The following is a 12,460-nucleotide window of genomic DNA, read 5'->3' as shown; positions in this document are numbered from 1 at the left end:
GGCACTTGCCGCCCCGGACGCTTGACATCGCCGAATAGGTCCGATCAAATGCGTCATACATCACATATGGTGGAAGGTGGCTTGGACATGAGAAGGTCCCTGGCGCTGGGCGCAGCGGCGCTCCTGGCGGTGAGCGCATGCTCGGTCGGCTCGAACACCGGCAGCGGCGGCGACGCGGAGATCACCTTCCTGACGTTCGAAACCCCGAACCTCACCCCGGCCTACTGGGACGCGGCCATCAAGCGCGTCACCGACAAGAACCCGGGCATCAAGGTCAAGAAGCTGGTCGCGCCGACCGCCGACGGGCGGACGTCGTACGCGAAGCAGCTCCTGCAGTCCGGCCAGTTCCCGGACGTGATGATCGCCGTCGACTCGGCGGGCTTCGCCGAGGCTGGCAACCTCTACGCGTGGACGCCCGAGGAGCTGAAGGACTTCCAGTTCCCGCAGGCCAACCCGGTCAAGGGCAAGTACTACCAGCTGCCGGCCAACACCCAGACCATCCCGCCGATCTACTACAACAAGAAGATGTTCGCCGACGCGGGCATCGCGGCGCCCCCGAAGACCTGGGACGAGCTCGTCGCCGACGCCGGCAAGCTCAAGGACAAGGGCTACGCGCCGTTCACCATCGGCGGCGGCAAGGACGGCTTCCCGTCGTCGATGATCCTGTCCGGGCTGGTCAGCACCGAGGTCTACAACACGATGCCGGACTGGCTGACCCAGCGCCGCCAGGACAAGGTCAAGTTCGCCGATCCGGCGTTCCAGCACGCGTTCGCGAAGCTCGCCGACCTCGCGGCCGCCGGGTACGTGGACAAGACGAGCGTGTCCCGCGACTACGCGGCGACCGAGCAGGCGTTCCTGGACGGCCAGGGCGCGATGTACCCGATGGGCAACTGGTTCTCGGCCAACGCGGACTCGAAGAAGCACGACTTCGAGGTGGGCATCTTCAACTTCCCCACCGAGGACGGCAAGCTGGTCGTCCCCGCCTACACCGGCGGCGGCATGATCGTGAACGCCAAGGCCGCGAACCTCGACGCGGCGCGGAAGTTCGCCCTCGGCTTCCAGCTCGACAAGGACCAGCTCGACGCGTCCGTCAAGGCCGACGGCCTGTTCCCGGCGATCAAGGGGTACACGCCGCCGTCCGACGCCGGGGCGACGTTCAAGGCGGGCTACGACCTGTATTCGCAGGCCGTGCAGCAGAACGCCGTCGTGCACGCGTTCCGGTGGGAGACCGCCGACGACGGGTTGCTGCCCGGGATGAAGGACAAGGTCGACCAGGCCGCCCAGGACGTCATCACCGGCCGCAAGTCCGTGGCCGACGCGTGCGCGTTCCTGGACACCGAGTGGGCGAAGGCGGGCTGACGTTCCTTGACCGCCGTCATGTCCCGCCCGTCCCCGCCCTCGGCCGCCGCCCGGCCCCGCCGCCGGCGTCGGCCGGTCCTGCCGCGGCTGGCGCACTTCGCGTCGTTCGGCGCGCCGGGCGTGCTCGTCTACCTGTGTTTCGTGATGGCGCCGATCCTGATCAGCTTCGGCTACAGCCTGACGAACTACAACCCGTTCAACCCGCCGGTGAAGTTCGTCGGCCTCGACAACTACCAGCTGCTGTTCACCGACTCGCAGTTCCTCACCGCGCTGCAGGTCACCACGATCCTGACGCTGATCGTGGTGATCGTCCCCAACGTCCTGGGCCTCGGCGTGGCCCTGCTGCTCGATCGGAAGGGCTGGCTGTACAACGCTTTGCGGAGCGTGTTCTTCACGCCGGTGATCCTCAGCTCGGTGGTGGTGTCGATCGTCTGGTCCCGCCTGCTCGACGACCGCGGGCCGGTGAATTCGCTGCTGCGCGCCGTGGGCGTCTCCCACCCGCCGGGCTGGCTGTCCGACCCGGACGTGGCGCTGTATTCGGTGGCGTCGATCGTGTGCTGGCAGATGCTCGGGTTCTGCGTCGTGGTGTACCTGGCCGGGCTGCAGGGCGTGCCCACCGAGCTGCTGGAGGCGGCGGAGATCGACGGCGCCGGGCCGTTGCGCCGGTTCCGCGCGGTGACGTGGCCGCTGCTGGCGCCGTCGTTGACGATCAACACGGTGGTGCTGCTGATTTCGGCGTTCAAGACCTACGACTACGTCAAGGTGATCACCAACGGCGGCCCCGGTTCCGGCTCCACGGCGACGATCGCGTTCGACGTCCTCCAGACGGGCTTCGACTCGAACCACGTCGGCTACGCGTCGGCGATGGCCGTGCTGATGCTGGTGATCGTCGCCGTCGTGACGACGGTGGTGCTGAACTTCCTCCGCCGCCGGGAGGTGGACCTGTGATCCGCTCGTGGTCGCGGCCCGCGGTCGCGTTGTTCGTCAGCGCGGTGTTCTTCGTGCCGCTGTACCTGGTGCTGGCGAACGTGTTCAAGGAGGGTTCGCTCATCGCGAAGTCGCCGGCGTCCTTGCCGGTCCCGCCGACGCTGGCGAACATCCACGCGGTGCTGACCCGCCCGGACGGGCTGTTCTGGGTGAGCCTGACCAACAGCATCGTGGTGACGGTGCTGTCGATCCTGGTGCTGACGGTGCTGTCGGCGATGCTCGGCCACTACCTGGCGCGCTCGGCCAAGCGGTGGACGAAGGTGCTGACGCTGGTGCTCCTCGCGGGGCTGATGATCCCGCCGCAGGTGATCCTCATCCCGATCACCGACGTCCTGCGCGTCACCCACCTGATGGCGACGCTGCCCGGGCTGGTCCTGTTCAACGTCGGGTACTACGTGCCGTTCGGGGTGTTCGTGTTCACGGGGTTCATCCGCGGGGTGCCGGTGGAGCTGGAGGAGGCGGCCCTGCTCGACGGCGCCAGCCGCATGCAGGTGTTCTGGCGGGTGGTGTTCCCGTTGCTCCGCCCGGCGACGGCATCGGTGCTGATCTTCCTGGGCGTGTGGATCTGGAACGACTTCATCGACCCGCTGATCATCCTCGGCCCCAGCCAGGGAACGACGATCACGACGGGCATCTACCGCTCGATCGGCCAGTACCAGGCGGATCTGGGGAGCGTGTTCGCGCTGATGTTCCTGGCGACGCTGCCGGTGTTGGTCTTTTATCTGGCCCTGCAGAAGCAGTTCGTGAAGGGCCTGACGGGCGGGGCGACGAAGGGGTGAGCGCCGCTCTCGCGCGAGAGCACTGATCACATTCCCCGGGTCGACGGCGCTCTCAATCAAGAGCACCGCTCTCGCCCCGCAGCACCCGCCGCCCGACTCGGAGAGCACCGCTCTCCCGCGACAGTGCCCGCCGCCCAGCCAGGAGAGCACCGCTCTCGCCCGAGAGCGCCCACCACACAGCTCAGAGAGCACCGCTCTCTCTCACCGCACCCACGCTTCAACCGGGAGAGCAGCGCTCACCGATATCCCGGCGCGCGCCGCTTAGTTCCGAGAGCACTGCTCACCACCACTCCGACATGGTGCTCCAAAAGGAGAGCACCGCTCACTTGGCGTCGCGAGCGATGATCACATTCGAGAGCACTGCTCATGAATGTCCGGCATCCAGCACCGATGACCGGCGACCGGTACTGGGAGGACCGAGGGCCGGAACAACCGCCGGTCACACTTCGCTGACCTTGCCGCCGTCCACCGCCAGCCTGCGGGTCACCTTCACCGCATCGAGCATCCGGCGGTCGTGCGTCACCAGCAGGAGCGTTCCCGGGTACTTCTCCAGCGCCGCCTCCAGTTGCTCGATCGCCGGCAGGTCCAGGTGGTTGGTCGGCTCGTCCAGGACCAGCAGGTTCACTCCCCGCGCCTGCAGCAGAGCCAGCGCCGCCCGAGTGCGCTCCCCCGGCGAGAGCGTCGCCGCCGGGCGGAGTACGTGGGCCGCCTTCAGGCCGTACTTCGCCAGTAGCGTCCGGACCTCCGCGTCCGCGAACTCCGGCACCTCCTGCGCGAACGCCGACACCAGTGGGACGTCACCCAGGAACAGCCGCCGCGCCTGGTCGACCTCGCCGACCACGACGCCCGGGCCCAGCGCGGCGGCCCCGTCGGCCAACTCGACCCGGCCCAGCAGGGCCGCCAGGAGCGTCGACTTGCCCGATCCGTTCGCCCCGGTGATGGCGACCTTGTCCGCCCAGTCGATCTGCAGGTCGACCGGCCCGAGCGTGAACCCGCCGCGCCGGACCACCGCGCCGCGCAGGGTCGCCACCACCGCGCCCGCCCGGGGGGCCGCGGCGATCTCCATCCGCAGCTCCCACTCCTTGCGCGGCTCTTCGACGACGTCCAGTCGCTCGATCATCCGGTCGGTCTGCCGCGCCTTCGACGCCTGCTTCTCCGTCGCCTCGCTGCGGAACTTGCGCGCCGCCTTGTCGTTGTCCGGCTGCTTCCGGCGGGCGTTCTTGACGCCCTTCTCCATCCACGCCCGCTGCATCCGCCCGCGTGCCTCGAGCGCCGCCTTCGTGTCGGCATACTCCTCGTAGTCCTCGCGCGCGTGCCGGCGCGCGACCTCGCGCTCTTCGAGGTAGGACTCGTAGCCGCCGCCGTAGACGTTCACCTGCTGCTGGGCCAGGTCCAGCTCGACGACGCGGTCGACCGTGCGCGCCAGGAACTCGCGGTCGTGGCTCACCAGCACCGTCGCCGCGCGGAGGCCGGTCACGAACCGCTCGAGGCGGGCCAGGCCGTCCAGGTCGAGGTCGTTCGTCGGCTCGTCGAGCAGGAAGACGTCGTAGCGGCTCAGCAGCAGCGACGCCAGCCCGGCCCGCGCCGCCTGGCCGCCCGAAAGCGACGTCATCGGCTGGTCCAGGTCCACGGCCAAGCCGAGGTCGGCGGCGACTTCGGCGGCCCGGTCGTCGAGGTCGGCGCCGCCGAGGGCGAGCCAGCGGTCGAGGGCCGCCGCGTAGAGGTCGTCCGCGCCCGCTGCGCCGTCGGTGAGGGCCGAAGTCGCCGAGTCGAGGTCCGCCTGCGCCGCCGAGACGCCGGTGCGGCGCGCCAGGAAGGCCCGCACCGACTCGCCTTCGCGCCGCTCCGGCTCCTGCGGCAGGTGCCCGACCGTGGCGGACGGCGGGTTCAGCCGGACCTCGCCGCTGTCCGGCTTCGCGAGCCCGGCGAGGGTCCGCAGGAGTGTCGACTTGCCGGCGCCGTTGACCCCGACCAGGCCGACGACGTCGCCGGGCGCCACCACGAGATCGAGGCCGGAGAAGAGGATGCGGTCACCGTGGCCCGCGGCCAGGTCCTTCGCGACGAGAGTTGCGCTCATGAGGTAGCCGAGTCTACGACCTCGTGGTGAACTGTCAGATCAAGGTCAAAACCACCGGCCGTGTGTGTCCCGTGGCGCTTTGATCACTCACTGTGGGTACCCTGTTCGGTTGTCAGTGCCGCAGCTCGTCAGTGCCACAACGGCAGTACCACTACCCGGTGGTGCCACAAACACAGTGAGGTCGGTGAACAGCATGGGCGAGCCCGCTCCCCCGGTCACCCTCGGCCGCAGGCCGAAGCCGAGGGAAAGCCGCCCGTCCGCGCCCCGGCCCACGGTGAGCCGGCGGCGCGAGGTCAGCCACGCCAGCGCGCGGTCGCTGCTGATGACCGTCCTCGGCGAGTACGCGCTGCCGCGGGACAAGCCGGTCTGGACGTCGATGCTCGTCGAGGTGCTCGGCATCCTCGACATCGAGGAGAAGTCCGCGCGGCAGGCGCTGGCCCGCTCCGCCGCCGAGGGCTGGGTGGTCTCCGAACGCGTCGGACGCCGCGTGCGCTGGTCGCTGACCCCGCCGGGGCGCCGCCTGCTGACCGAGGGCGCCGACCGGATCTACGCGTTCGGCCGCGAGGAACGCCGCTGGAACGGGCAGTGGCTGATGCTGATCGTCTCCGTCCCCGAGGCCAAGCGCGACCTGCGCCACCGGCTGCGCACCCGGCTGACCTGGGCGGGCTTCGGCTCGCCGGTCGCCGGTGTGTGGGTCAGCCCGGATCTGTCCCGCCAGCGGGAGGCCCAGCAGATCGTCAACGAGCTCGGCCTCGACGCGCAGGCGATGTCGTTCACCGCCGCGTACGGCGAGGTCGGCGAGCAGGAGTCCATGGTCGCCCGGTCCTGGGACCTGACCGACCTCAAGGACCGCTACGAGGACTTCATCGACCGCTTCACCGGCCTGCACCCCACCGGCGGCCGCGCGGTGCTGCGCGCGCAGACCGAGCTGGTCCACGAGTGGCGGCGCTTCCCCTTCCTCGACCCACAGCTGCCCGCCGAGCTGCTGCCGGCGAAGTGGAGCGGGACGAAGGCGGCGGAGCTGTTCCATCACAAACACGTCGACTGGCGCCCCGAGGCCCAGCAGTATTGGGACGATATCGTCGAAGCCGAAGAAGCAGGGTGAACATGACTCAGCAGGTCCGCCTCGATCGTGACGGCGGGCTCGCCGTCCTGACCGTCGACGCTCCGCCGTTGAACCTCTACACGGCTTCGCTGCAGTCCTCGCTCTCCTCGGCGATCGGCGAGCTGGAGGCCGAACCCGCGCGGGCGCTGCTCATCCGCGCCGAAGGCAAGATCGTCAGTGGCGGTGTCGACGTTTCGCTGTTCGACGCCCAGGGCTCGCCCGACGAGGCGAAGGTGCTGTTCGACGAAATGCTGGCGGTGCCGGACCGCATCGCGGCGCTGCCGTTCCCGACGGTGTTCGCGGCGCACGGCCTGTGCCTGACCTGGGCGTTCGAGGTCGCCGTGGCCTGCGACCTCATCCTCGCCGCCGAGCGCGCGAAGTTCGGGCTGGTCGAGAAGGTCGTCGGCCTGACGCCGACCATGGGCGGCACCCAGCGGCTGGCCGCGCGCGCCGGCGTCGGGCGCGCCAAAGAGTTCGTGCTGACCGGCGACACCTACGACGCCGCGACGCTGGAGCGCTGGAACGTCGTCAACCGCGTCCTGCCGGACGAGGGCTTCGACGACGCCGCGCGCGCTTTCACCCGCCGGCTGGCCGAGGGACCGACGCGGGCCCACGCGGCGACCAAGCGCGTGCTCGACCACTTCTCCGCCGGCGGCGTCCCCGAGGCGAACGCGCACATCACGACGATCGCGGCCCAGCTCTTCGACACCGAAGACCTCCGCACCGCCGTGAAGTCGTTCCTCGCCGACGGACCGGGGAAGGCGACCTTCTCGGGACGTTAACCGTCCGTTCGGACACCGGTTGCCGCCGTTCGGGCGTGCGCGGTTCTCGCCGCACCGGGTTACATTCGATGTGGTCTAGACCACATCGTCCCCCGCCTCGTGCCGCTTGGAGAACCGCCATGAGACGCACTCCCGCACGACTACGCTCCGCACTCGCCGCCTTGCTCATCGCACTCGGCGGCACCGCGGCGCTCGCCCCACCCGCCGCCGCAGCCGGCTCGCTGACCGCCACCCTGGCGATGAGCGGCACCACCGGCACCTACACGGTCGCGAACACCGGAACCACGTCGGTGAGCAACTGGGCGATCACGTTCACGCTCCCCGCCGGCGTCACGGCTTCGACCGGGGAACACGGCACGGTGTCCCAGAACGGCACCCAGGTCACGCTGACGCCCGCGTACTACATCGCGACGCTGGCGCCGGGCCGGAACACCTACCCGTACAGCCCGACGTTCCGGCTGAGTGCCGCCGCGACGCCGACGCAGTGCCGCGTCGACAACGCCAACTGCGACGGTTCACCGGACACCCCGCCGGGCGCGCCGGCGAACCTGCGCCTGGTCGCGAAGACGACGAAGTCGGTCGCGCTGGCGTGGAACGCTTCGGCGGCCGGCTCCTTGCCGGTGACCGGGTACGACGTCTACCAGGGGAATTCAGTGGCCGCGTCGGTGACCGGGACGAGCGCCACCGTCTCCGGGCTCGCTCCGGGCACGGCCTACTCGTTCACCGTGAAAGCCAAGGATGCCAAGGGGAACACCTCCCCGGCGAGCGCTTCTCTGACTGTCACGACGAACAACCCGGCCGACGACACGCAGGCGCCGTCCGCGCCGACCGGGTTGCGCTCGACGGCCGCCGACTCGGGCAGCGTCTCCCTGGCGTGGACGGCGTCGACGGACAACACCGGCGTGATCGGCTACGACGTGTACCGCGGGTCGGTGCTGGCCACGACGGTGACCACGACGTCGGCGGTGGTGACCGGGCTGGCACCGTCCACTTCGTACACGTTCACGGTGCGCGCCCGCGACGGCTACGACAACGTTTCGGCGCCGAGCGCCGCGGTGACCGCGCGGACCGGCGACATCGTCTCGGGCTACGCGAAGGTCGGGTACTTCGTGCAGTGGGGCATCTACGGGCGCCAGTACTTCGTGAAGAACCTGGAAACGTCGGGCGCGGCGGCGAAGCTGACGCACTTGCTGTACGCGTTCGAGAACATCGATCCGGTGAACCTGACCTGCCTGTCCGGGGTCACGAAGGGCACCACGGCCAACCCGCAGGACCCCAACCAGGGCGACGGCGCCGGTGATGCCGAGGCCGACTACTCGCGGCCGTTCGCGGCGGCGCAGTCCGTCGACGGTGTGGCCGACACCGGCTGGGAGTCACTGCGCGGCAACTTCAACCAGCTGAAGAAGCTCAAGGCGAAGCACCCGAACCTGAAGGTGCTGGTGTCGCTCGGCGGCTGGACGTATTCGAAGTACTTCTCGGACGTCGCCGCCACCGACGCCTCGCGCAAGAAGTTCGTCGCGTCCTGTGTGGACACGTGGCTGAAGGGCAACATCGCGCCCTACGGCGGCGCGGGCGGCCCGGGCACCGCGGCCGGCATCTTCGACGGCATCGATCTCGACTGGGAGTGGCCGGCGAGCGGCGACGGGCACCCGGGCAACCACTGGAACCCGAACGACAAGGCGAACCTCACCGCGCTGCTGGCCGAGTTCCGCACACAGCTGGACGCCTACGGCGCGACCACCGGCAAGCGGTACCAGCTGCACGCGTTCACCCCGGCCGACCCGGCGAAGGTCGCTTCGGGTTGGGACCTGGCGAAGGTGTTCAGTTACCTGGACGTGGCGAACGTGCAGGGGTACGACTTCCACGGGGCGGGCAGCGACAACTCGTGGGAGCCGAACCGCACCGGCCACCAGGGCAACCTGTACGCCGACGCGGACGACCCGGACAACTTCCACTTCAGTGCGGAAAGCGCGATCAACGCGTACACGAATGCCGGCGTCGATCCACGGCGGCTGACGCTCGGCCTGGCATTCTACGGCCGCGGCTGGCAGGGCGTGGCCGACGGCGGGAAGAGCGGCGAATGGCAGTCGGCGACCGGCGCGGCGCCGGGCCAGTTCGCCGAGGAAGCAGGCACCCGCGGGTACGCGAACCTGGTGGCGAGCGTGCCTGGATGCACGGTCCACCACGACACGGCGGCGGTCGCGACGTCGTGCTACACGGGCAACGGCGGGCAGTGGTGGACGTTCGACGACGCCTGGTCGATCGGGCTGAAGACGACGTGGCTCAAGTCGCGCGGGCTGCTCGGCGTGATGGCGTGGGAGATGTCGGGCGACACCGGCGCGCTGATGAACGCGGTGAGCGCCGGGCTCGGCTGACGTTCCGTTCAGCCCGCTGAACGTTTCCGTTCAGCGGGCTGAACCCTTTCTTTGGGGCACAAAGAAAAGCTTGACCAGCGATGGTCTGGACCATGACACTGAGCCGGCGCGCCCCAGGACACCGTCGTCTCGAGGAGTCTCAATGACTGTGTCAAGCAGTAGCTGCGGCTGCGGCCGGTGGTGAGGGATGGAACTCGCGGCCGTCGCGCAGCAGGGCCCAGATGACGTCGACCAGGCGGCGTGCCAGGGCGATCAGTGCTTGGGTGTGCCCCTTCCCCTCATCACGTTTGCGCAGGTAGAACACCCGCGAAGGGCTATCGGGGCGTTTGATCGCCGAGAGCGCGGCCAGGTAGAACACCCGGCGCAGGCCGCGGTGGTAGCGCTGCGGGCGGTGCAGGTTGCCCCGTATCCGCCCGGAATCACGGGGCACCGGCGCCAGCCCGGCATAGGCCGCCAGATGCGCGGCACTGCGGAACGCGGCCTGCAGGTCGCCGCCGGTCCCGGCCAGCAGCTGCGCACCCAGAATGGGACCGAACCCGTCGAGGCTGGTGATGTGCCCGGCATCGGGATGCTCACCGAACCGTTCGGCGAGTTGCTTGCCCAGGTCCTTGATCTCCCGGTCCAGCTCCAGCAGCTGACGCGCCAGCCGGGCGATCAACGGCGCGGTCACCGATTCTCCTGCCAGGGCAACGGTCTGCTCCGCTGCGGCCGCCAGAGCCTTGTCCACCATGGACGGGATGCCCTTGGCCCAGGCACCATGCTCGGCCAGATAGGCCGACAGACCGGCTGCTCCGGCCGCGCGGATGCCGTCGGGAGTCTGGAAACCCGTGATCAGCACCAGCGCCGAACGGGTCGAGTAGTCGAACGCCCGCTCCAGCGCGGGAAAAATGCTTGCCAGCAGCTCCCGGACCCGGTTGACTCCGCGGACCCAGTCGGCCATCAGGTCCTCCCGCCGCGCGGTGAGCACCTGCAGGTCGGTCACGACCGCATCAGGGGTGGTGATCGGCGTGAGATCGCCGCGCATCCGGGCGGTTTCGGCGATGGTGCGGGCATCACGAGCGTCGGTTTTGCCCTCGCCGGCGAAGGCGCCGGACATCCGGTTGACCAGCCGGCCCGGCACCGACACCACCGGCTGCCCCGTGGCCAGCAGCAACGTGATCAGCAAACCGGCCGCGCCGGAGGTCATGTCGACCGCCCACACCACCTCGGACGCTTTCGCGGTGGTCCGGGCGATCAGCTGCTCAATCGCGGTCTGCCCGTTGGGGACCTTCCGCGAGAACACGATCTTCCCGGTCTCGTCCACCGCGCACGCATGGTGGAAGCCCTTGCCGACATCGATCCCGACCCACACCTTGCCCACGGCCATCCGGCCGGTCCTCCCGTCTTCCCAGCTGCACCCCGTGGACGACCCGCCGACATCTCCATAAACAGCGACCACAGCGCAGATCTCAATCAGCGGCCAGGACGTCCAGAACGACAAGGCGGCCACTCCTCTGAAGCCACCCAACGGCAGAGAGCCATCAGCCACACCCCGCCGCCCCGGGCATCCAGAACATCCAGTCCCGAACACCAACAATCTTATGGAGAGCCATGTCCCGCTTCCGCAAGGTCCTCGCGCTGGTCCCCCTGCTCCTGGGGGTGCTGGCCACCCCGGCTCCGGCAGCCCCGGCGGCGTTCACCCACCCCGGCGTGCTGGTGAGCCGTCCCCAGCTGGACTTCGTCAAGGCCAAGGTGAACGCCGGCGCCCAGCCGTGGAAGGCGGCGTACGACCAGGCGCGGGCCAGCTCGTACGCCTCCCTCTCGCGAACACCGAAACCGCGTGCGGTGGTCGAATGCGGCTCGTATTCGAACCCGAACAACGGCTGCACGGACGAGCGCGAAGACGCACTGGCGGCGTACACGGACGCGCTGATCTGGTACATCTCGGGCGACGCGCGCTACGCACAGAAGTCGATCGCGCTGATGGACGCGTGGTCGGCGGTGATCACCAGCCACACGAACAGCAACGCCCCGCTGCAGACGGGCTGGGCGGGTTCGTCGTGGCCGCGCGCGGCGGAGATCGTCAAGTACACGTATTCGAGCTGGCCGAACTCGGGCCGGTTCGCGACGATGCTGCGGAACGTGTACCTGACCAAGGTGATCAACGGCAGCAACAGCAACGGGAACTGGGAATTGTCCATGATGGAGGCCGCGGTGGGCATCTCGGTGTTCCTGGAGGACCGGACGAGCTACGACAAGGCGGTGACGCGCTACCGCAACCGCGTCGCGGCTTACGTGTACCTGACTTCGGACGGCGCCCTGCCGAAAACGGTCCCCGGCAGCGGCCTCTCCTCCCGCGACCAGATCGTGGGCTACTGGCAGGGCCAGTCGACGTTCGTGGACGGCCTGACCCAGGAAACCTGCCGCGACTTCACCCACACGGGCTACGGCATAGCGGCAATCGCGGACGTGGCGGAAACGCTCCGCATCCAGGGCGACGACGTGTACGGGACCGACGTCGGCACGCGCCTGCGTCAGGCCTTGGGTTTCCAGTCGAAGTACCAGCTGGGCGCGGCGGTGCCCTCCTGGCTGTGTTCGGGACACCTGAATCTCGGCCTCGGCCCAGTGACGGAGGTGGGCTTCAACGCGCTGAACACACGCATGGGCATCGCGATGACGAACACGCAGACGTTGACAGAGCGCCAACGCCCGGCGGGCTCGAACAACCTCTTCGTGGCATGGCAGACGCTGACCCACGCCGCCAACCCGGCATGATCTTGAGTCCCTGTCCTCCTGGCTTGTTTCCGCAGGTCAGGAGGACAGGGGACCCTGGTTGCGGGGCTGTTCGGCGGGCACGCTAGAGTACTTCTCACGCACTCAGGGAGTGCGGGTCCGGGCTGTGGCGCAGTTTGGTAGCGCACTTGACTGGGGGTCAAGGGGTCGCAGGTTCAAATCCTGTCAGCCCGACGGACAAGCCACGTTTACGCAGGTAAACGTGGCTTTCGTCGTATCCGGGG

General features: G+C 69.1%; 9 protein-coding genes and 1 tRNA gene. 8 read left to right on the top strand and 2 right to left on the bottom strand.

Annotation, left to right across the window (positions count from 1 at the left end; translation table 11 throughout):
• Positions 1-87: 87 nt before the first annotated feature.
• The 3 genes from ACWED2_RS38685 to ACWED2_RS38675 are packed head-to-tail and all read left to right on the top strand — an operon-like array spanning position 88 to position 3,125.
• Complete coding sequence (locus ACWED2_RS38685) at positions 88-1,359, top strand: extracellular solute-binding protein (RefSeq protein ID WP_449695479.1); 1,272 nt, start codon at positions 88-90, stop codon at positions 1,357-1,359.
• A gap of 18 nt (positions 1,360-1,377) precedes the next feature.
• The gene (locus tag ACWED2_RS38680; protein ID WP_449695478.1) at positions 1,378-2,307 is read left to right on the top strand and encodes a carbohydrate ABC transporter permease; all 930 of its coding nucleotides are present in this window, start codon (positions 1,378-1,380) and stop codon (positions 2,305-2,307) included.
• Positions 2,304-3,125, top strand: a complete 822-nt coding sequence (locus tag ACWED2_RS38675) for a carbohydrate ABC transporter permease (RefSeq protein WP_449695477.1) — start codon at positions 2,304-2,306, stop codon at positions 3,123-3,125. Before ACWED2_RS38680 ends, ACWED2_RS38675 begins: the two co-directional genes overlap by 4 nt.
• A 439-nt stretch (positions 3,126-3,564) precedes the next feature.
• On the opposite strand, the gene ACWED2_RS38670 is transcribed toward ACWED2_RS38675, so the two are convergent.
• On the bottom strand, positions 3,565-5,202 hold the full coding sequence (locus ACWED2_RS38670) for an ABC-F family ATP-binding cassette domain-containing protein (protein ID WP_449695476.1): 1,638 nt from the start codon (positions 5,200-5,202) through the stop codon (positions 3,565-3,567).
• A gap of 193 nt (positions 5,203-5,395) precedes the next feature.
• Between ACWED2_RS38670 and ACWED2_RS38665 the strand changes: the two genes are divergently transcribed.
• The 3 genes from ACWED2_RS38665 (at position 5,396) to ACWED2_RS38655 (ending at position 9,464) form a co-directional block, all read left to right on the top strand.
• A complete protein-coding gene (locus ACWED2_RS38665; protein WP_449695512.1) occupies positions 5,396-6,307 on the top strand; it encodes a PaaX family transcriptional regulator in 912 nt (303 codons plus the stop codon).
• A 2-nt stretch (positions 6,308-6,309) separates the two neighbouring features.
• The gene (locus ACWED2_RS38660; RefSeq protein ID WP_449695475.1) at positions 6,310-7,089 is read left to right on the top strand and encodes an enoyl-CoA hydratase/isomerase family protein; all 780 of its coding nucleotides are present in this window, start codon (positions 6,310-6,312) and stop codon (positions 7,087-7,089) included.
• 161 nt (positions 7,090-7,250) lie between these two features.
• Positions 7,251-9,464, top strand: a complete 2,214-nt coding sequence (locus tag ACWED2_RS38655) for a glycosyl hydrolase family 18 protein (RefSeq protein ID WP_449695511.1) — start codon at positions 7,251-7,253, stop codon at positions 9,462-9,464.
• 151 nt (positions 9,465-9,615) lie between these two features.
• On the opposite strand, the gene ACWED2_RS38650 is transcribed toward ACWED2_RS38655, so the two are convergent.
• Positions 9,616-10,830: an IS110 family transposase gene (locus ACWED2_RS38650; protein WP_449695474.1), complete on the bottom strand. Its 1,215-nt coding sequence runs from the start codon at positions 10,828-10,830 to the stop codon at positions 9,616-9,618.
• Between the two features lie 224 nt (positions 10,831-11,054).
• On the opposite strand from ACWED2_RS38650, the gene ACWED2_RS38645 reads away from it, so the two are divergent.
• Positions 11,055-12,218 (top strand): alginate lyase family protein, encoded by a 1,164-nt coding sequence (locus ACWED2_RS38645; RefSeq protein WP_449695473.1) that lies wholly within the window; start codon positions 11,055-11,057, stop codon positions 12,216-12,218.
• Positions 12,219-12,336: 118 nt separating this feature from the next.
• A tRNA-Pro gene (locus ACWED2_RS38640) sits at positions 12,337-12,410 on the top strand.
• The last annotated feature ends 50 nt before the right edge of the window (positions 12,411-12,460 follow it).

Source organism: Amycolatopsis sp. NPDC005003 (genome assembly GCF_053600695.1).
This window is presented reverse-complemented; position numbering and strand designations above follow the sequence as displayed.